General features: G+C 63.2%; 15 protein-coding genes and 3 rRNA genes. 8 read left to right on the top strand and 10 right to left on the bottom strand.

Annotated features, from left to right (window positions below; translation table 11 throughout):
• The first annotated feature begins 19 nt into the window (after window positions 1–19).
• The 3 genes from gshB to ruvX all read left to right on the top strand — a co-directional run bounded on the left by gshB (window position 20) and on the right by ruvX (window position 2061).
• On the top strand, window positions 20–985 hold the full coding sequence (gene gshB / locus P1P91_RS14710) for a glutathione synthase (protein WP_311883577.1): 966 nt from the start codon (window positions 20–22) through the stop codon (window positions 983–985).
• 63 nt (window positions 986–1048) lie between these two features.
• The gene (locus P1P91_RS14705) at window positions 1049–1606 is read left to right on the top strand and encodes a YqgE/AlgH family protein (RefSeq protein ID WP_311883576.1); all 558 of its coding nucleotides are present in this window, start codon (window positions 1049–1051) and stop codon (window positions 1604–1606) included.
• Complete coding sequence (ruvX, locus tag P1P91_RS14700; protein ID WP_311883574.1) at window positions 1606–2061, top strand: Holliday junction resolvase RuvX; 456 nt, start codon at window positions 1606–1608, stop codon at window positions 2059–2061. Before P1P91_RS14705 ends, ruvX begins: the two co-directional genes overlap by 1 nt.
• Window positions 2062–2083: 22 nt before the next feature.
• On the opposite strand, the gene pyrB is transcribed toward ruvX, so the two are convergent.
• The gene (pyrB, locus tag P1P91_RS14695) at window positions 2084–3109 is read right to left on the bottom strand and encodes an aspartate carbamoyltransferase (RefSeq protein ID WP_311883572.1); all 1026 of its coding nucleotides are present in this window, start codon (window positions 3107–3109) and stop codon (window positions 2084–2086) included.
• Window positions 3110–3606: 497 nt separating this feature from the next.
• Between pyrB and P1P91_RS14690 the strand changes: the two genes are divergently transcribed.
• From P1P91_RS14690 to P1P91_RS14675, 4 genes are all read left to right on the top strand, one after another.
• Window positions 3607–5138 (top strand): 16S ribosomal RNA (locus P1P91_RS14690).
• A gap of 231 nt (window positions 5139–5369) precedes the next feature.
• Window positions 5370–8259: ribosomal RNA gene (locus P1P91_RS14685) — 23S ribosomal RNA — on the top strand.
• Between the two features lie 99 nt (window positions 8260–8358).
• Window positions 8359–8474: ribosomal RNA gene (gene rrf, locus P1P91_RS14680) — 5S ribosomal RNA — on the top strand.
• Together the 16S, 23S and 5S rRNA genes form the textbook arrangement of a ribosomal RNA operon.
• Window positions 8475–8939: 465 nt before the next feature.
• Window positions 8940–10274, top strand: a complete 1335-nt coding sequence (locus P1P91_RS14675) for a deoxyguanosinetriphosphate triphosphohydrolase (protein ID WP_311883571.1) — start codon at window positions 8940–8942, stop codon at window positions 10272–10274.
• 1 nt (window position 10275) lies between these two features.
• Here the strand turns inward: P1P91_RS14675 and P1P91_RS14670 are convergent, their stop codons facing one another.
• From P1P91_RS14670 to tkt, 9 genes are all read right to left on the bottom strand, one after another.
• Complete coding sequence (locus tag P1P91_RS14670; protein WP_311883569.1) at window positions 10276–11178, bottom strand: nuclease-related domain-containing protein; 903 nt, start codon at window positions 11176–11178, stop codon at window positions 10276–10278.
• Window positions 11179–11226: 48 nt separating this feature from the next.
• Entirely contained in the window at window positions 11227–11601 is a 375-nt protein-coding gene (locus P1P91_RS14665) for a translation initiation factor Sui1 (RefSeq protein ID WP_311883568.1), read from the bottom strand.
• Complete coding sequence (locus P1P91_RS14660; protein WP_311883567.1) at window positions 11601–12329, bottom strand: HAD family hydrolase; 729 nt, start codon at window positions 12327–12329, stop codon at window positions 11601–11603. Before P1P91_RS14660 ends, P1P91_RS14665 begins: the two co-directional genes overlap by 1 nt.
• A 178-nt stretch (window positions 12330–12507) precedes the next feature.
• Window positions 12508–13572 (bottom strand): class II fructose-bisphosphate aldolase, encoded by a 1065-nt coding sequence (gene fba, locus P1P91_RS14655; RefSeq protein WP_311883565.1) that lies wholly within the window; start codon window positions 13570–13572, stop codon window positions 12508–12510.
• Window positions 13573–13701: 129 nt separating this feature from the next.
• Complete coding sequence (locus tag P1P91_RS14650; RefSeq protein WP_311883563.1) at window positions 13702–14895, bottom strand: phosphoglycerate kinase; 1194 nt, start codon at window positions 14893–14895, stop codon at window positions 13702–13704.
• Entirely contained in the window at window positions 14892–16007 is a 1116-nt protein-coding gene (locus P1P91_RS14645) for a type I glyceraldehyde-3-phosphate dehydrogenase (protein WP_311883562.1), read from the bottom strand. Before P1P91_RS14645 ends, P1P91_RS14650 begins: the two co-directional genes overlap by 4 nt.
• A 72-nt stretch (window positions 16008–16079) precedes the next feature.
• Window positions 16080–16793 (bottom strand): LrgB family protein, encoded by a 714-nt coding sequence (locus tag P1P91_RS14640; protein ID WP_311885812.1) that lies wholly within the window; start codon window positions 16791–16793, stop codon window positions 16080–16082.
• Window positions 16783–17136, bottom strand: coding sequence for a CidA/LrgA family protein (locus P1P91_RS14635; RefSeq protein WP_311883560.1), 354 nt, complete (start codon window positions 17134–17136; stop codon window positions 16783–16785). The genes P1P91_RS14640 and P1P91_RS14635 overlap by 11 nt, the downstream gene beginning before the upstream one ends.
• Window positions 17124–19148: a transketolase gene (gene tkt, locus P1P91_RS14630; protein WP_311883559.1), complete on the bottom strand. Its 2025-nt coding sequence runs from the start codon at window positions 19146–19148 to the stop codon at window positions 17124–17126. The genes P1P91_RS14635 and tkt overlap by 13 nt, the downstream gene beginning before the upstream one ends.
• A gap of 157 nt (window positions 19149–19305) precedes the next feature.
• Here tkt and metK point away from each other — a divergent pair, with 157 nt between their 5' ends.
• Window positions 19306–20529: a methionine adenosyltransferase gene (gene metK, locus P1P91_RS14625; RefSeq protein ID WP_311883558.1), complete on the top strand. Its 1224-nt coding sequence runs from the start codon at window positions 19306–19308 to the stop codon at window positions 20527–20529.
• Window positions 20530–20620 lie beyond the last annotated feature (91 nt).

The following is a 20620-nucleotide window of genomic DNA, read 5'->3' as shown; positions in this document are numbered from 1 at the left end:
ATTCCGAACGGTGGTTGCGATGAGCCAGTCAAACCTGCATCTGGGTGTGGTGATGGATCCCATCATCGACGTTGCCTACAAGAAAGATACCACCATGGCCATTCTGTGGGCCGCTCAGGACCGTGGTTATCAGCTTCACTACATGGAGCAGGAAGACCTGTTTCTCAACGCCGGGCAGGCCTATGCGCGGATGCGTCCGCTGACGGTGTATCGCGACCCCGACCACTGGTTTGACCTGGGCGAAGCCGACTCCCGGCCGCTGGCCGAGCTCGACGTCATTTTCATGCGCAAGGATCCGCCGGTCGACGCCGATTTCACCCACGCGGTACATCTGCTGGGCTTTGCCGAGCGCGAGGGCGTGGTGGTGGTCAATCCCACCCAGGCGGTTTTGACCTGCAACGAGAAGTTGTTTGCCCAGCAGTTTCCCCAGTGCTGCGCGCCGACGCTGGTTTCCGCCCGGGACAACGTCCTGCGGGCCTTCCACGCCGAGCACGGAGACGTCATCTTCAAGCCGCTCGACGGCATGGGCGGCAGCGGGATTTTTCATATCGCCCCGGACGGCCGTAACCTGGGCTCGGTGATCGAGCAGCTGACCCTGGACGGCACGCGCCAGGTCATGGCCCAGCGCTACCTGCCCGCGATCAGGGACGGCGACACGCGCATTCTGCTGGTCGACGGCGAGCCGGTGCCCTATGGCCTGGCGCGCCTGCCCCTGGCAGGGGAAACCCGGGGCAACCTGGCCGCCGGCGGGCGCGGTGAAAGCCGTGAGCTGACCGACCGCGACCGCTGGCTGGTCGAACAAGTCAAACCCACGATTAAAAAGCTGGGGCTGCTGTTTGTCGGCCTCGACGTCATCGGCGACTACATCACCGAAATCAACGTCACCAGCCCCACCTGCGTGCGCGAAATCGACGATCAGCGCGGCACCCGCATCGCCGACCAGCTGCTGGACGCAGTCGCCAGGCGTCTGGACGCGCTGCGCTGAGCCTATCGCCCGGCCATCGACAAACGATTAGCCGCCGGCGCGCCCGGCGGCACTAGGAGACCCATGCAAAGCCTGAAGAATCATTTCCTGTTGGCCATGCCGCATATGGACGAGTCCCACTTCGCCGGCAGTCTGGTATATCTCTGCGACCACGACGACAACGGCAGCATGGGAGTCATCGCCAACCGGCCGCTGGACATTACCCTCGACGCGCTTTTCGAGCAGCTGGAGCTGGGCGGCGGTCAGAGCCTGCACCGCAGCGCGCCGGTATACTACGGCGGCCCCATGCACAAGGATCGCGGCTTCATCCTGCACCACGGCAAAAGCGACGACTGGGACTCGAGCGTTCAGGTAACCGACGAGCTGGCGCTGACGACTTCCATGGACATGCTGCAGGCGCTGGCCAACAACGAAGGCCCCGAGCGCTTCATCGTCTGCCTGGGCTGTTCCGGCTGGGACGTGGGCCAGCTGGAAGACGAGATCAAGGACAACGCCTGGCTGATCGTCGAAGGGGAGCCCAGCGTACTGTTTGAAACGCCGCCGGCCGAACGCCTGGGGGCCGCCGCCGGCATCCTCGGCGTTGATCTTAACCTCATGACCCCCGATGCCGGGCACGCCTGATGGCCGCTGAAGGCCGGCGGCTGGTGCTGGCGTTTGATTTTGGCGCCCGGCGGATCGGCGTGGCGGTCGGCCATGAGATGCTGCAAAGCGCACGCGAACTGGAGCCGCTTGCCGCCCGGGACGGCATTCCCGACTGGCATCAGGTATCCCGGCTGCTCGATGAGTGGCAGCCCGACCTGCTGGTGGTGGGCCTGCCGCTGCACATGGACGGCAGCGAATCCGAGATGAGCGTGCGGGCGCGCAAGTTCGGCAATCGCCTTCACGGGCGCTACGGCAAGCCGTGCCGGATGGTGGACGAGCGCGGCTCCACCCGGGAGGCCAAGCGGATTGCCCGGGACGCCGGTCACAAGGGCGACTATCGTCACGACAGCGTCGACGGCATTGCCGCCGTGCTGATTCTGGAAGGCTGGTTTGCCCACCGGGAAGGTCTGCCCGGCGGGCGCGATTCCGGCTGATACCTGGCCGCTGCAGGCAGCCTCAGTCGTCCCGGGTACCCAGCCGCTCGGGCACAAACCAGCGCACCGGGCGCATGTCCTTTTCCACCAGGTCTTCCACCTGCAGCAGCGTGGCAAAAATCGCCATGCGCATGGGGATGCCGTTGTCGGTCTGGCGGAAGATCGCCAGCCTGGGGTCGCCGTTCAGATCCACGTCCAGATCGTTGGCGTCGGGGCGGCTGTCCCGGGGCAGCGGATGCATCACGATGGTGTCCGCGGTGCAGCGCCGATCCATGAAGCCCTTGTTGACCAAAAAGTCGGCAGATACGCCGTTGAAGGTTTCGCTCAGCTCGCTGGTAAAGCGCTCCTTTTGGATGCGCGTGGTATACACCACGTCCAGGTCGCCAAAGTCGCTGGCCAGGCTGTCGCGCTGCTCCACGTGATGCCCGCGAGAGGCCACCAGCTCCACCAGCGCCGGGGGCATGGCAAGCCCGGGCGGGGCAACCAGGGTGATGCGCATCGGCGGATACAGCGACAACAGCTTGATCAGCGAATGCACCGTGCGGCCGTGGAGGAGGTCCCCGGTGAGCAGAATATGCGCGCCGGGCAGCGTTTTTCCTCGCCGGGTAAACTCCTTGTCAATGGTATAAAGGTCCAGAAGCGCCTGGCTGGGGTGCTCGCCCGCCCCGTCGCCGCCGTTGACCACGGGCACGTTGGTGGCGTTGGCAAACTCGGCCACCGAGCCCTGCTCGGGGTGGCGCATGACGATGGCATCGCAGTAGCCGCTCATGACCCGGCTGGTGTCGTAAAGCGACTCGCCCTTGGCCATGGAGGAGAAGGTAAAGCCGGTGGTGTCGCAGACGCTGCCGCCCAGGCGGCAGAAGGCGGCGTTGAAGCTGACGCGGGTGCGGGTGCTGGCCTCGAAAAACAGGTTGCCAAGTACCGCCCCTTCCAGTATCCGGGTGACCTGGCGGCGGCTGGCAATGGGCTCCATGCGGCCGGCCACGTGCAGCAGGTGGTCGACGCGGCCCCGGTCCAGCGAGTCAATGGAAAGCAGGTGCGGGTTCATCAGGGGACTCCCTAAGGCAGACGCTAGCCCCGAGCGGGCCTGCGCATATGTATGAGTGAGCGGCGGGCCCAGTTTACTCGCAAGCATCCCCCAAGCCGACAGGCTTTTCGCTTCTCGTCGATGAAAAGCTCACGATTTATTTCTCGCGGTCCCTTGCGTAAACGCTTTTCAGGCCGTACAGTACGCATCCGCTGCCGACGACGCCAAGCCGTCACCGGCGGCGAAAGGCCCCAAAAGGCCGGTGGTTTCAGCGAGTTACGCGATTCGAAACAATCGCCGTTGACAGCCGCTCAAAGGCGTGTAGAATACGCCCTCCTCGCAGCAAAACGCGAGACGCTCTTTAACAAGTTGATCAGGTAATTCATGTGGGCGCTTGCCTGGGTGGGTGACAAATCACCAATCATCAAGGCAAGCGACTCGTCAGAGACCTTCGGGTCTCGTTTGAGACGTTTGATACCTTGAGCCAAGTTTGGTCCGCTCAACGGACTATATGATTGAAACCGAAGAGTTTGATCATGGCTCAGATTGAACGCTGGCGGCAGGCTTAACACATGCAAGTCGAGCGGAAACGACAGGAGCTTGCTCCTGGGCGTCGAGCGGCGGACGGGTGAGTAACGCATAGGAATCTGCCCGGTGGTGGGGGATAACCCGGGGAAACTCGGGCTAATACCGCATACGTCCTACGGGAGAAAGGGGGCTCAGGCTCCCGCCATCGGATGAGCCTATGTCGGATTAGCCAGCTGGTGGGGTAACGGCTCACCAGGGCGACGATCCGTAGCTGGTTTGAGAGGATGATCAGCCACACCGGGACTGAGACACGGCCCGGACTCCTACGGGAGGCAGCAGTGGGGAATATTGGACAATGGGCGAAAGCCTGATCCAGCCATGCCGCGTGTGTGAAGAAGGCCCTCGGGTTGTAAAGCACTTTCAGTGAGGAAGAAGGCCTGGCGGCTAATACCCGCCAGGAACGACATCACTCACAGAAGAAGCACCGGCTAACTCCGTGCCAGCAGCCGCGGTAATACGGAGGGTGCAAGCGTTAATCGGAATTACTGGGCGTAAAGCGCGCGTAGGCGGCGCGATCAGCCGGTTGTGAAAGCCCCGGGCTCAACCTGGGAATGGCATCCGGAACTGTCGCGCTAGAGTGCAGGAGAGGAAGGTGGAATTCCCGGTGTAGCGGTGAAATGCGTAGATATCGGGAGGAATACCAGTGGCGAAGGCGGCCTTCTGGACTGACACTGACGCTGAGGGGCGAAAGCATGGGTAGCAAACAGGATTAGATACCCTGGTAGTCCATGCCGTAAACGATGTCGACCAGCCGTTGGGGTCCTTGAGACCCTTGTGGCGAAGTTAACGCGATAAGTCGACCGCCTGGGGAGTACGGCCGCAAGGTTAAAACTCAAATGAATTGACGGGGGCCCGCACAAGCGGTGGAGCATGTGGTTTAATTCGATGCAACGCGAAGAACCTTACCTACCCTTGACATCCTGCGAACCCGAGAGAGATCTCGGGGTGCCTTCGGGAACGCAGTGACAGGTGCTGCATGGCTGTCGTCAGCTCGTGTTGTGAAATGTTGGGTTAAGTCCCGTAACGAGCGAAACCCTCGTCCCTCTTTGCCAGCGATTCGGTCGGGAACTCCAGGGAGACTGCCGGTGACAAACCGGAGGAAGGTGGGGACGACGTCAAGTCATCATGGCCCTCACGGGTAGGGCTACACACGTGCTACAATGGCCGGCACAAAGGGCGGCGAGCTCGCGAGAGTCAGCGAATCCCGTAAAGCCGGTCTCAGTCCGGATCGGAGTCTGCAACTCGACTCCGTGAAGTCGGAATCGCTAGTAATCGTGCATCAGAATGGCACGGTGAATACGTTCCCGGGCCTTGTACACACCGCCCGTCACACCATGGAAGTGGACTGCACCAGAAGTGGTTAGCCTAACTTCGGAAGGCGATCACCACGGTGTGGTTCATGACTGGGGTGAAGTCGTAACAAGGTAGCCGTAGGGGAACCTGCGGCTGGATCACCTCCTTAACCGATGCGTCATCCGCCCGGCAAGTGCCCACAATGAATTGCCTGATCGCTGTGCCCCTGAGCAGTCATAAGCCCCGTGAACCGTCACGACGCTTATGACTGCTTTCAGGCAGTGCTCTTTAACAAGATATATCATGCTGACAAAACGATCTTCGCAAGAAGATCATGTGATACGTCTCAAGCGTATCCGGCAATCGTTGTCATTGCGACACCGACCCCTTGGGGTTATAGGGTCAAGCAATGAAGCGCACACGGTGGATGCCTTGGCAGCCAGAGGCGACGAAAGACGTGGCAGCCTGCGATAAGCGTCGGCGAGGTGGCAAACAACCTTTGACCCGGCGATCTCTGAATGGGGAAACCCACTCACCACAAGGTGAGTATCGTCTCCTGAATCCATAGGGAGACGAGGCGAACCGGGGGAACTGAAACATCTCAGTACCCCGAGGAACAGACATCAACCGAGATTCCCCCAGTAGCGGCGAGCGAACGGGGAGCAGCCCTTAAGCGCGTGAACGACTAGACGAAGGCCCTGGGAAGGGCCGCCATAGTGGGTGACAGCCCCGTAGTCGAAAGTCCGATCGCGTGAAATCGAGTAGGTCGGGGCACGTGTAACCCTGACTGAAGACGGGGGGACCATCCTCCAAGGCTAAATACTCCTGGCTGACCGATAGTGAACCAGTACCGTGAGGGAAAGGCGAAAAGAACCCCAGTGAGGGGAGTGAAACAGATCCTGAAACCGTGTGCGTACAAGCAGTGGGAGCCGACTCGTTCGGTGACCGCGTACCTTTTGTATAATGGGTCAGCGACTTATTTTCCGTAGCGAGCTTAACCGATTAGGGGAGGCGTAGCGAAAGCGAGTCTTAACCGGGCGACAAGTTGCGGGGAATAGACCCGAAACCGGGCGATCTACCCATGGCCAGAGTGAAGGTTGAGTAACATCAACTGGAGGCTCGAACCCACGTATGTTGAAAAATGCGGGGATGAGCTGTGGGTCGGAGTGAAAGGCTAATCAAGCCCGGAGATAGCTGGTTCTCCTCGAAAGCTATTTAGGTAGCGCCTCACGTATCGCCACCGGGGGTAGAGCACTGTTTCGGCTAGGGGGTCATCCCGACTTACCAACCCGAGGCAAACTCCGAATACCGGTGAGTGCCAGCGTGGGAGACACACAGTGGGTGCTAACGTCCATTGTGGAAAGGGCAACAACCCAGACCGTCAGCTAAGGTCCCCAAATCCTGATTGAGTGGGAAACGATGTGGGAAGGTTTAGACAGCCAGGAGGTTGGCTTAGAAGCAGCCATCCTTGAAAGAAAGCGTAATAGCTCACTGGTCGAATCGGCCTGCGCGGAAGATGTAACGGGGCTAAATCAGGTACCGAAGCTACGGACGTATCCTTCGGGAGACGTGGTAGAGGAGCGTCGTGTAAGCCGATGAAGGTGAGTCGAAAGGCTTGCTGGAGGTATCACGAGTGCGAATGCTGACATGAGTAACGATAAAGGGCGTGAAAAACGCCCTCGCCGGAAGACCAAGGGTTTCTGTTCGACGCTAATCGGAGCAGAGTGAGTCGGCCCCTAAGGCGAGGCCGAAAGGCGTAGTCGATGGGAAACGGGTCAATATTCCCGTACCTCACAGTATTGCGACGGGGGGACGAAGAAGGCTAGGTGAGCCGGGCGACGGTCGTCCCGGTGAAAGTCCGTAGGCCGAACCATCAGGGAAATCCGGTGGTTCAAGGCCGAGAGACGAGACGAACAGCCCACGGGCTGGAAGTCATCGATGCCACGCTTCCAGGAAAAGCCTCTAAGCCTCAGATACGGTGGGACCGTACCCCAAACCAACACAGGTGGTCAGGGTGAGAATCCCCAGGCGCTTGAGAAAACTCGGGTGAAGGAACTAGGCAAAATGGTGCCGTAACTTCGGGAGAAGGCACGCCGCCGGTACGTGAAGTCCCTCGCGGACGGAGCGGAAGGCGGTCGAAGATACCAGGTGGCTACAACTGTTTACTAAAAACACAGCACTCTGCCAACGCGCAAGCGGACGTATAGGGTGTGACGCCTGCCCGGTGCCGGAAGGTTAAGTGATGGCGTTAGCTCCGGCGAAGCGCTTGATCGAAGCCCCGGTAAACGGCGGCCGTAACTATAACGGTCCTAAGGTAGCGAAATTCCTTGTCGGGTAAGTTCCGACCTGCACGAATGGCGTAATGATGGCCACGCTGTCTCCACCCGAGACTCAGTGAAATTGAAATCGCCGTGAAGATGCGGTGTACCCGCGGCCAGACGGAAAGACCCCGTGAACCTTTACTATAGCTTCACACTGGACGCCGATGTTGCTTGTGTAGGATAGCTGGGAGGCCTGGAACCCCGGTCGCCAGACCGGGGGGAGCCACCCTTGAAATACCAGCCTGGCATCATTGGCGTTCTCACTCCGATCCGTGATCCGGATCGAGGACCGTGTGTGGTGGGTAGTTTGACTGGGGCGGTCTCCTCCCAAAGTGTAACGGAGGAGCACGAAGGTACCCTCAGCACGGTTGGACATCGTGCAGTGAGTGCAAGAGCACAAGGGTGCTTGACTGCGAGACAGACACGTCGAGCAGGTGCGAAAGCAGGTTCTAGTGATCCGGTGGTTCTGTATGGAAGGGCCATCGCTCAACGGATAAAAGGTACTCCGGGGATAACAGGCTGATACCGCCCAAGAGTTCACATCGACGGCGGTGTTTGGCACCTCGATGTCGGCTCATCACATCCTGGGGCTGAAGTCGGTCCCAAGGGTATGGCTGTTCGCCATTTAAAGTGGTACGCGAGCTGGGTTTAGAACGTCGTGAGACAGTTCGGTCCCTATCTGCCGTGGGCGTCGGATGTTTGAGAAGGGCTGCTCCTAGTACGAGAGGACCGGAGTGGACGCACCTCTGGTGTTCCGGTTGTCACGCCAGTGGCACTGCCGGGTAGCTAAGTGCGGACGGGATAACCGCTGAAAGCATCTAAGCGGGAAGCCCCCTTCAAGATGAGACATCCCCGAGGCCGTGAGCCTCCTGAAGGGCCCAGCAAGACGAGCTGGTTGATAGGCCGGGTGTGGAAGCGCTGCAAGGCGTTGAGCTAACCGGTACTAATGCGCCCGTGAGGCTTGACCCTATAACGCCCAAGGGGTCGGGTCGCGACAACGATGAGACAGTAAAGTCGTCGGATACGACACGAGACGATCACCCTCGGCATGATATGTCACCGGTTACGCCTGACGGCCATAGCGAGCGGGAACCACCTGATCCCATGCCGAACTCAGCAGTGAAACCGCTCAGCGCCGATGGTAGTGTGGGGCCTCCCCATGCGAGAGTAGGACATCGTCAGGCACTGATACACAGAGAACCCGGCCCCGCGCCGGGTTTTTTGTGTGCGCGGAATTTGAAGACATTAACAGGCGCTCCCACCACGTAGAAAGAACGTGCCGGCCCACCGCCACTGCGTCATGGCGAGCGCAGCGACGCCATCTCGGGGTTGCTGGCGACGGCAAGGCAAGGAGATCACTTCGCTTGCGCTCGTGATGACACGATAGCGGGCGCAGTGGCGAACCCGGTGCCGCCAGGCGCCCGGATTTGTCTGCTGTTGGCACTGCACGGGCACGCCCACCCAACCCCGGCAGGCCTGCGGCCTGCTTTCGCCCGGCGTAGCCGGCCTCCTACGAACACCCTGCCATATCAATGGGCGCCTTGGGCTGCCTGCTATCGGCGCTCGGCTCGCAGGCGGGCAGTTGATGTAGTATGGGCTGTATCAGGGGCTTACCTTCGCCATACGCGGCGTTCACGGAGACGAACTCAATGACGATGATGAGCTGGGAGCGGCTGCTGTCCCCCCGGCGTTTGCACGACAAGCGTCTCGATATTTCTCACGAAATCGGGCGCACGCCGTTCCACAAGGACCACGACCGGATTGTCTTCTCCGGCTCCTTTCGCCGCCTGGGTCGCAAGACACAGGTGCATCCGCTCACGGAAAACGACCACATCCACACCCGCTTGACACACTCGCTGGAGGTGGGCTGCGTGGGCCGTTCGCTGGGTATGATCGTAGGCGAGCTGCTACAGGATCGGCTGCCGGACAGCATCGCCCCGGCAGATCTGGGGGTGATCGTACAAACCGCTTGTCTCGGCCATGACATCGGCAATCCGCCTTTTGGCCACGCCGGGGAGTATGCCATACGCGACTGGTTCAAGCGGGCGGCCAAGGCCGGTTTGCTCGACGGCCTGACCGCCGCCGAGCGCAATGACTTGCTCACCTACGAGGGCAACGCCCAGGGCTTTCGAGTGATTACCCAGATCGAATACAACCAGTTTAACGGCGGCATGCGCATGACGGCGGCGACGCTGGGTACGCTGCTCAAATATCCCTGGGCGGTGACCCACAAAGGTACAGACGGCAAGTTCGGCGCCTATCAGTCGGAGCTTCCCCTGCTGCGCGAAGTGGCGGAAAGTCTGGGCTTGCTCGCCCAGGGAAAAGATCGCTGGTGTCGCCATCCGCTGGCGTGGCTGGTGGAGGCCGCCGACGATATCTGCTATGCCCTGCTGGATCTGGAAGACGGCCTGGAAATGGGCATTCTGGGTTACGCAGAAGTGGCGGATATTTTGCGGCGCATCGCCGGTGAGACGCCGCCGGAATATGCCGATATGCAGCGGCGCGGCGCTTCCCAGCGCCGCCGCATTGCCCTGCTGCGAGGGGCCGCCATGGAGCGCGCGGTGAACGAAGTGGGCGAGGTGTTTGTACGTCATGAAACGGCTCTGCTGAGCGGACGCCAGCAGCAGGATCTGCTGTCCCTTTGCCATGCGGACCTGAGCGGCGGGGTGAGCGCGGCCAAGGCGCTTGCCCGGGAACGCATTTTCCAGAACGAGCGCAAGGCCAAGCTTGAGATCGGCGCCTATACGACGCTGGGTATCCTGCTGGAGGCGTTTATCGGCGCGGCCCACGAGCTGCACCACTACGGCGAGCTGTCGTTCAAGCACCAGCGGGTACTCGCGCTGATCGGCGAGAATACGCCCCGCCAGGACTGGCCGCTATACGATAGCTATCGACGGATGCTGGATTTTATCGGGGGCATGACCGATCACTACGCGGTGGACCTGGCCCAGGAGATGGGCGGCAGGCTCAGGGGCGACGGCTGAATCAGGCCGAGGGCTGCCGCAGGTGTTTGTCCGACTGCTGTGAGCGCTTTAGCAGCAGGGAGATCACCTTGTCGTGAACGGCCTTGTCGAGTTCGCCAGGGGCCATGTCGGTTAGCCCGGCGGCCAGCCTTTCGCCGCTGACAACCGTGATGTCGCTGGCGGCTTCCCGGGTATCGATCTCCCAGCCGGGGAGCACCAGAACACCGCGTACGGGGACCGCCACGCCGCATTGGCGCTCCAGCCACTCATCCAGCCAGCTGACGGCCTGGCGAGTTTTATACAGCGGCCGGCGCTCCTGCCAGTGGGGAAAGCGCAGCCGCTCGTGCTCTACATACACCCGATTCAGCGCGCGGCTGTCGACGCCCAGAGCCCGAGCGCGGGTTTCCACAACGAAAACGCCGTTTGGCGTGACGACCACGTGGTCAATGGTAAAGCGCCCGGCAGGCACGTCATGGAAGACGGCGTAGGGGTGTGCTTCGGGGTGGATCAGCCGCCCCAGCTCCTGACCGACGGCAAGCTCGCAGGCAAGGCCCAGCTTGAGGCGGCGGATACGCTGGTAGTCGCGCACCAGCAGCAGGGAAAAAATCAGCACCAGTACGGTGCTCAGCAGGCCGTAAAGCGCCCACTCGACCCAGAACTGCCGCTGGGCAAAGAGCATGCGGCCCATACCGTAGACCAGCGGCGCGAGGCTTGCCAGCGGGCCCAGCGAGCCGTTGAGAAAGAGCGTGGAAAAGGCCTGGTCCAGCCGCGTGCGCAGCGCCTGGCCGGGCCCGCGCAGCAGGCCGGCATCAAACGGCGAGCGCACGCTGGCGTCGTGAAGACTGCGCAGGGCCAGCACCACGGCGCCGAGGGCGGCCATGGGAAAGAGAAAGATGAGCGGTAACAGATATTCCAGCCAGACCATGGGGGTCCCTTGCCGTGATTTTGTAAGGCGCTGCGGCTTGCCCGTAGCTTAGCCGCCGGCGTGTTTGACCGTATAGCCCAGCTCGACCAGCGCCTGGTAAAGCGTATCGCGGTGGTCGCCCTGGATTTCGATGACGCCGTTTTTCACCGCCCCGCCGGTACCGCAGCGCTTTTTCAGCCGCTTGGCCAGCTGTTTCAGCTCATCGGCGGGCAGCTTGATACCGGCAAGCGTCGTAACCCCCTTGCCTTTGCGCCCGCTGGTCTCACGGCGGATGCGCACGGTGCCGTCCAGCGCCGCGAGGCGCTGTTCTTCGGCGATTGCCTCGCAGCGGCACTGATCCAGGGCTTCGCGGCAGTGAGGGCAGGTGTCGCCCTGTTCCGTTGAGTAGACCAGTCCGCCGAGCTGGTCGCGCAGCGATGCCATTAGCGTCCTCCTGTGGATGCCTGAGGTGTTGGCGTTGCGGGCGTTCCACCGGCTGTGGGAGCAGGTTCGCGCCCCCGGGAGAGCTTCGCCACCACGCGGGGAAGCTCTCCCATGTGGCGTATCATAATGGCATTTTCCGGCGTCGTCTCGGTGTCGGGAAAGCGATTGAGGTGAATCACCGTCATGCCGGCGGCAAGCGCGGCCTCTACGCCGACCAGGGCATCGTCGATGGCGATGCAGTCGCCGGGGGCAAACCCCATGGCGCGCGCGGCATGAAGGTGCAGGCAGGGTTCGGGCTTCCAGCAGTTGACGCTATAGCCGCTGAACAGGGCGGTTTGGAAATAGCCGTCAAGCCGGGTGGTGGCAAGGGCCGTGCGAATTTTTGCCGCCGCGCCGTTGGAGACCACCGCCCGGGGGTAGGCGATGAGCTGCTCAAGCGCCTCCCGGGCGCCGGCCAGGGGCACAAGCTCGGTGGCGAGGCGTTTGGCCAGATTGGCGCGCATGGCGTTTTCCATACGCTTGAGCCTGTGGGCAGGCACCTGGCCGTGCCGCTTCTGCAGCCGTTGGGCGATATGGCGAAAGCGTACGCCGCGGAACTCGGTCAGATAGGTCGCGGTGTCAAACGGCAGGCCTACCGCGTTGAGCCCCGCGGCCATTTCTTCTGCCAGCAGCGGTTCGCTATCGACCAGGGTACCGTCGCAATCAAACAGCAGAAGGGGCAGAAACATGGCGATTCCTTGCAGCGGATGACGCCTCAGTGTGTCACAAAGCCCCTGACCCGGCTACTGGCTTAGGTCCCGTCCGGGGCCACGCCGATGCCGCGGCGCCGGGGCATGAAAAAGGCGGCCCGGGGCCGCCTGTGGTATTCACGTTGCCTGCCCGGCTGAGGACGCGCCGGGTCCATGCTTATTTGACCTTGGGCGCCATCTCGCCGCGCTCGTAGCGCTGGTACATGTCTTCCAGGCTAATCGGCTTGATCTTGCTGGCGTTGCCCGCGGCGCCAAAGGATTCGTAGCGGTTGATGCACACGTCGCGCATGGCGCTGACGGTTTCCTTGAGGAACTTGCGCGGATCGAACTCGGCCGGGTTCTGCGCCAGAAAGCGGCGCACCGCACCGGTGGAGGCCAGACGCAGGTCGGTATCGACGTTGACCTTGCGCACGCCGTGCTTGATGCCTTCGACGATTTCTGAAACCGGCACGCCGTAGGTTTCGGGAATCTCCCCGCCGTACTGGTTGATCACGTCGAGCCACTCCTGGGGAACCGAGGAGGAGCCGTGCATCACCAGGTGGGTATCCGGGATGCGCGCGTGGATTTCCTTGATACGCTGGATGGAGAGCGTATCGCCGGTGGGCGGCCGGGTGAACTTGTAGGCGCCGTGGCTGGTGCCGATGGCAATGGCCAGAGCGTCCACGTGGGTGGCCTTGACGAATTCGGCCGCCTCTTCGGGGTCGGTCAGCAGCTGCTCGCGGTCGAGCTTGCCCTCGGCGCCAACGCCGTCTTCCTCGCCGGCCATGCCGGTTTCCAGGCTGCCCAAACAGCCCAGCTCGCCTTCCACGGATACGCCGCAGGCGTGGGCCATTTCCACGGTGCGCCGGGTGACGTCGACGTTGTAGTCATAGTCCATCGGCGTTTTGCCGTCTTCGCCCAGGGAGCCGTCCATCATCACCGAGGAAAAGCCCAGCTGAATGGAGCGCTGGCACACCGCGGGGCTGGTGCCGTGATCCTGGTGCATGGCCACCGGAATATGCGGAAACTCTTCGACCGCCGCCAGGATCAGATGGCGCAGAAAGGGCGCGCCGGCGTATTTGCGCGCGCCGGCGGACGCCTGGATGATCACCGGCGAGTCGGTCCGATCGGCGGCTTCCATGATGGCGCGCATTTGCTCGAGGTTGTTGACGTTGAAGGCGGGGATGCCGTAGCCGTGTTCGGCGGCGTGATCCAGCATCTGGCGCATGCTGATTAATGCCATGAAGTCACCTTAATATCGGTAGCGGAGATAAAGTGGACACCGAGCTTTGCCAGGCAGGGCGGCAAAGCTCGGTGTTGTTGGCGCTGGTTGAGATCATGTCTCAACAAGACGCCTGTTACAAGCGCCGGCCTATCTCGCTGCCGCTTCCAGCGCGCTGACGGCAGGCAGCGTTTTGCCTTCGACGTATTCCAGAAAGGCGCCGCCGCCAGTGGAGATATACGACACCCGGTCGGCCATGGCGTACTTATCGATGGCGGCCAAGGTATCACCGCCGCCGGCGATCGAGAAAGCGTCGCTGTCGGCAATGGCCCGGGCCAGGCGCCGGGTGCCTTCGCCAAACTGGTCGATTTCAAAAACCCCCACGGGACCGTTCCACAGCACGGTGCCGGCCTTTTTGAGCAGGTCGGCAAGGTGCTCGGCGCTTGCCGGGCCGATGTCGAGGATCATCTCGTCGTCGGCGACTTGCTCCACCGGCTTGACCGTGGCCGTGGCGGCCTTGGACACCTCGGTGGCCACCACGACGTCGGTGGGCAGCGGGATGTCGACTTTTTCCATCAGTGCGCGGGCCTGGTCGACAAGCGCCGCCTCGTAAAGCGACTGGCCGACGTTATGGCCGGCGGCGGCAATGAAGGTGTTGGCGATGCCGCCGCCGACGATCAGCTGGTCGCACTTGTCGGCCAGTGCCGTCAGGACTTCGAGCTTGGTCGAGACCTTGGCGCCGCCGACGATGGCCGCCATGGGACGCCTGGGCGCGGCAAGCGCGGTTTCCAGCGCGGCAAGCTCGGCGGCGAGCAAGGGGCCGGCGCAGGCGCTCGGGGCGAACTGCGCGACGCCGTGGGTAGAGGCCTGAGCGCGGTGGGCGGTGCCGAAGGCGTCCATGACAAAGACGTCGCACAGCGCGGCGTAGCGGCGGGCAAGCGTTTCGTCGTCCTTCTTCTCGCCGGCGTTGAAACGCACGTTCTCCAGCAGGGCGATCTCGCCGTTGCCAAGCCTGGGCGCGGTTTCCAGGTAGTCGGTGACCAGCGTAATCGGGCGCTCGAGCAGCTCGCCCAGGCGCGTGGCCACCGGGGCCAGGGAGAATTCGTCTTCCGGCTCGCCCTCGACCGGGCGTCCCAGATGGCTCATCAGCAGCACCTGGGCGCCGGCATCGGCGGCTGCGCGGATGGTGGGCAGCACCGCGCGCAGGCGGGCATCGCTTGCCACCCGTCCCTCGCGGATGGGTACGTTCAGGTCTTCACGGATCAGGACGCGCCGGCCGTGAAGCGGAAGATCCTCCATGGTTTGTACGTTCGGGGTTTGCAGATTCGGGGGGTGCGCGCTCATGGCAAAGCGTCCTCGTTTCTGTGGGGCCGTTGGGCATGAAAAGTCGGGGCTTCGCCGCGCAGCCGGGCCAGGTGTTGGGTGATATCCAGCATGCGGTTGGCAAAGCCCCATTCGTTGTCGAACCAGCATAAAAGCTTGACCAGCCGTGCACCGGCGACCCGGGTCTGGGTGGCGTCGATGACCCCCGAGCGCGGGTCGTGGTTGAAGTCGCTGGAGGCGGTGGGCTCCTCGGTATAGCCCAGCACGCCGCCGAGCCGGCTGGCCACGGCCGTTTGCAGCAGTTCGTTGACCGCTGCGGCATGGGTGTTGCGGCTGACCGTCAGCGCCAGGTCCATGGCCGACACGTTGATGGTGGGCACCCGCACGTGCAGGCACTCAAAGCGCCCGGCAAGGTCCGGCATCAGCCGGCTGATGCCCCGGGCCAGGCCGGTATCCACGGGGACAATGGACTGCATCGCCGAGCGCGTCAGGCGCAGGTCGGTCTGGTGGTAGGCGTCGATCACCGGCTGGTCGTTCATCGCCGAGTGAATCGTGGTGGTCACGCCGTGCTCTACGCCCAGCGCTTCGTTAAGCACCGTCAAAAGCGGCACCAGGCAGTTGGTGGTGCAGGAGGCGGCGGAGATCACCGGCTGGTCAAGCGTCAGCGAGTCCTGGTTGATCCCCCATACCACGGTTGCGTCGACGTCGCTTTCCGCCGGCTGGGAAAACAGCAGCTGTTTGGCCCCGGCGTCGATGTGCTGCATAGCGGTGGCGCGGTCCTTGAAGCTGCCCGAACACTCCACCACCAGGTCCACGTCGAGCTCGCGCCAGGGAAGCCGGGTAGGGTCCGGCTCGCTAAGCAGGCGGATGCGCCGGCCGTTGACGATCAGGTCGCCGTTGTCGCTTTCCACCGTGCCGGGAAAGCGCCCGTGGGTGGTATCAAAGCGCGTCAGGTAGCTGATGGTAGCGGCGTCCGAGAGCTCGTTGATGGCGACGATGTCGATGGGTACCGGGTCGATATGGGTAGGGTCGGTGCTGGCCGTCTCGCGCTCTACCAGCGCGCGCAGCACGCACTGGCCGATGCGGCCGTAGCCGTTGATGGCAATGCGGTACCGGTAAGCCTCGTCCGCCATGGTGTGATGTCCTCCGCTATGCTGAAGTGAGATGCGTGGCCGCCGGCAGCCGGGCTCAGGGGGCTATTGGCGTCAGCTTAACAGCTGCCAGGCCAGCGGCAGCAAAAGCGCGGTGAAGATGCCCGTCAGGCTCATCCCAAGCGAGGCAAAGGCGCCGGCGGTGGGGCCGATTTCAAAGGCGCGTACCGTGCCCAGGGCGTGGCCGTTGACGCCCAGGGCAAAGCCGATCAGGCGCTCGTCGGTAATGTCCATCAGCCTGGCAACCAGGCTGACAAAGGCAATGGCGGCCACGCCGGTGATCAGCAGCGCCCCCAGCAGCAGCGAGACGTTGCCGCCGATCTGCTCGGCAATGCCCATGGCGATGGGGGCAGTAACCGATTTGGCGGCAAGCGAGGCGATGATCTCGGGAGGCGCGCCCATGAGCCAGGCGAGGCCCAGCGCGTAGACAATGGCCATGACGGCGGACACCGGCAGGCACACGGCCAACGGGCGCCACAGCTGGCGAATGCGGGGCAGCAGCTGGTATAGCGGCATGCCCAGCGCCACGGTCGCCGGGCCCAGCAGCACGGTAAGCCAGCGGGCGCCGTCCTGGTAGGCCGTGTAATCCACCCCGGTGAGCACCAGCGCGCCGGTCAGCAGAACGGTGGCGAGCAGAATGGCCGGTAGCCAGGGCGGCCGGCCAAGGCGCTTGAGCAGCGCCATGGCGACCAGGTAGGCAGCCAGCGTAAGCGCCACGGCGAACAGCGGCGTGGCGGTCAGTCGCTCTAGCAGTGCCTCACTCAGCATGGTCATCCTGCATCAGGCGCTTCAATAGCCAAAGCGTAGTAAACACGCTGAGCAGGGTGCCCACGACCAGGCTTAGCATGATCGCGGTCCACTGCCCGGCCAGCTCGTCGATCATGAAAAACACGCCGGTCACGCCGGGCATGATCAGCATCGCCAGCATGGCGATCAGCGGCTGGGCGGCGGCGGCCACGCTATCCGGCACGCCGCCGTTTATCGCCAGGGCGCCGCCCAGCAGCAGCATGCCGATCACGCCGGAGGAAATGGGGATGCCGGTGTAGTAGACGATCAGCTCACCGGCAAGCCAGCACAGCAGCAGCCACAAAAAACCGTTCAGCGCAGGCATGACGTCACCGACAAAGGCATTTTCTCCAGCAGCGCCCGGGCCTGCTCGACCACGTGATCGACGGTAAAGCCGAAGTGCTTGAACAGATCCTCCGCCGGGGCGGATTCGCCGTAGGTGGTCATGCCGATCACCCGGCCCTCAAGGCCCACGTACTTGTACCAGTAGTCGGCGTGGGCGGCTTCCACGGCAATGCGTTTGGTGACCGATGCCGGCAGCACGCTGTCGCGGTATTCGGCGCTCTGGTCATCGAAGCGCTGGGTGGACGGCATGGAGACCACGCGCACGGCGGTGCCGCCGGCTTCAAGCTCGGCGGCGGCGTCCATGGCCAGGCCGACCTCGGAGCCGGTGGCGATCAGAATCAGCTCCGGCGCGGCCTCGCTGTCCTTAAGAACGTAGCCGCCGCGCTGGATGTTGGCCAGCTGGGCCCGGGTACGCGGCTGGTGGTCGAGGTTCTGGCGCGAAAACACCAGCGCGGTGGGGCCGGAGGTATGCTTGACCGCCGCGTCCCAGGCGGCGGCGGTTTCCACCGCGTCGCAGGGGCGCCAGGCACAAAGATTGGGAATGGTGCGCAAGCCGGTCAGCTGTTCGACGGGCTGGTGGGTGGGGCCGTCTTCGCCAAGGCCGATGGAGTCGTGGGTAAAGACGTAGATGGCCTGCTGGTTCATGATCGCCGACATGCGGATGGCGTTGCGCATGTAGTCCATAAAGGTCAAGAACGTCGCGCCGTAGGGCACAAAGCCGCCGTGCAGGGCGATGCCGTTCATGATCGCGGCCATGCCGAATTCGCGCACGCCGTAGTGCAGGTAGCTGCCGTCGGGCGCGTCGGGCGTGATGGTCCTGGCGCCGTCCCAGAATGTCAGGTTCGACGGCGCCAGATCGGCGCTGCCGCCGAGCAGTTCGGGCAGCTGGGGACCAAGCTCGTTGAGCACGGCAAGCGATGCCTTGCGCGACGCGGTGGTCTTGGCCTCCTGCTGGGCCTTTTCCACCAGCGCCAGGCTGGTGAGCGTGCGCGGCAGCTCGCCCTTCAGGCGGCGCTTAAGCTCGGCGGCGTCCTCGGGGAAGGCCTCGGCGTAGCGCGCAAAGCGTGCGTCCCACTCGGCCTGGCGCGCCTTGCCCGCCTCCCGAGTGTCCCAGCCGACGTAGATGTCTTCGGGAACGTGGAAGGGGGCATGATGCCAGCCCAGCTGCTCCCGGGCGGCGGCGACTTCGTCGTCGCCGAGCGCGGCCCCGTGGGAGGACGCCTTGCCCTGCTTGTTGGGCGCGCCAAAGCCGATCACGGTCTTGCACACGATCAGGCTGGGCTTATCGTCCTGGGTCAGGGCAAGCTCGATGGCTGCCTTGATCTCGTCGGGCTTGTGGCCGTCGACGTTGGCCACTACGTGCCAGCCGTAGGCGTCAAAGCGCTTGGCGGTATCCTCGGTAAACCAGCCGTCGACCTCGCCGTCGATGGAAATGCCGTTATCGTCGTAAAACGCCACCAGCTTGCCCAGCTTCTGGGTGCCGGCAAGGGAGGCCACCTCGTGGGAGATGCCTTCCATCAGACAGCCGTCGCCGAGAAAGCACCAGGTGCGGTGATCGACGATCGCGTGGCCCGGGCGGTTGAACTGGCCGGCCAGCGTTTTCTCGGCAAGCGCCATGCCCACGGCGTTGGCCAGCCCCTGGCCCAGCGGGCCGGTGGTGGTTTCGATCCCCGGGGCGTAGCCGTGCTCCGGGTGGCCGGCGGTAGCGGCGTGGAGCTGGCGGAAGTTTTGCAGCTGCTCGAGGCCGAGGTCGTAGCCCGTAAGGTGCAAAAGCGAGTACAGCAGCATCGAGCCGTGGCCGTTGGAGAGCACAAAGCGATCGCGGTCGGCCCACTGGGGGGCCTCAGGGCTGTGCTTGAGGTAGTCATTCCACAGCACTTCGGCGATGTCGGCCATGCCCATGGGCGCGCCGGGGTGGCCGGAATTGGCCTTTTGTACGGCGTCCATGGAAAGCGCGCGAACGGCATTGGCCAGCTCAAATCGGGACGGCATGGGGTGCTCCTCGCCTGCAAACGGAAATCAAAGCCGTTATTATCGCTGACTTCGCCCATGGCGGCAAATCCTAGGAAGCCGTGCGGGCAGGGTGTAAACTCCAGCCCTTTGGCAACAATTTTCACTCCTGCCACCAGAACAGAGGGTCGAGAGCGCGATGAGCGAATATTCCCTGTTTACTTCCGAGTCGGTTTCCGAAGGTCACCCCGACAAGATCGCCGACCAGATTTCCGATGCGGTGCTGGATGCCATTATTGCCCGCGATAAACAGGCGCGCACAGCGTGTGAAACCCTGGTCAAGACCGGCGTGGCGATCATTGCCGGGGAAGTGACCACGTCTGCCTGGATTGATCTTGACGCGCTGGTGCGCGAGGTGATCAACGGCATCGGCTATACCTCCTCGGAAGTCGGTTTTGACGGCGATACCTGCGGCATCATCAACCTCATCGGCAAGCAAAGCGTGGACATTGCCCAGGGCGTGGACCGCGTCAAGCCCGAAGACCAGGGCGCCGGCGACCAGGGGCTGATGTTTGGTTACGCCACCAACGAAACCGACGATTACATGCCCGCGCCGGTGTACTACGCGCATCGGCTGGTGCAAAAGCAGTCCGAGCTTCGCCGCGAGGGGCTTTTGCCCTGGCTGCGCCCGGATGCCAAGAGCCAGCTGACGTTCCGCTACGACGCGCACGGCAAGCCCTGCGGCGTCGATGCCGTGGTGCTTTCGACCCAGCACGACCCCGATATCGATCAGGAAGAGCTGCGCAAGATCGTCAGGCGCGAAATCATCGAAGCGGTGATCCCCGCCGAATGGCTGGACGAGGCTACCCAGTATCACATCAACCCCACCGGCAAGTTTGTCATCGGCGGGCCGGTAGGCGACTGCGGGCTCACCGGGCGCAAGATCATCGTCGATACTTACGGCGGCATGGCGCGCCACGGGGGCGGCGCGTTTTCGGGCAAGGACCCGTCCAAGGTCGACCGCAGCGCCGCCTACGCCGGGCGCTACGTGGCCAAGAACATCGTTGCCGCGGGGCTTGCCGACAAGTGCGAAATCCAGGTGTCCTACGCCATCGGCGTGGCCGAGCCGACGTCGGTGTCGGTCGATACCTTCGGCACCGGCAAGGTGAGCGAGGCCGCTATTGTGCGCCTGGTGCGCGAGCACTTCGATCTGCGCCCCTACGCCATTACCCGGATGCTCGACCTTGAGCACCCCATGTATCAGCTCACCGCCGCCTACGGCCATTTCGGCCGCAAGCCGTTCGAGCACAGCTACCGCTGGACCGATGATCGGGGCGAGGAGCACGTGGAGACCTTCACCGCTTTCCCCTGGGAGAAAACCGACCGCGCCGAGGCCCTGCGCCAGGCCGCCGGTATAGAATAGCCTTCGCCGGAAGGCGCAGCGGGCCGGTCACCGAGGTCGGGATCGGCATTGTCTTGCCGGTCTAATTCCTGGGGCCTCGGCGCTTGTCCCC

It is taken from the genome of Halomonas piscis (assembly GCF_031886125.1).
In the GTDB taxonomy this organism is placed as follows: Bacteria; Pseudomonadota; Gammaproteobacteria; order Pseudomonadales; family Halomonadaceae; genus Vreelandella; species Vreelandella piscis.
This window is presented reverse-complemented; position numbering and strand designations above follow the sequence as displayed.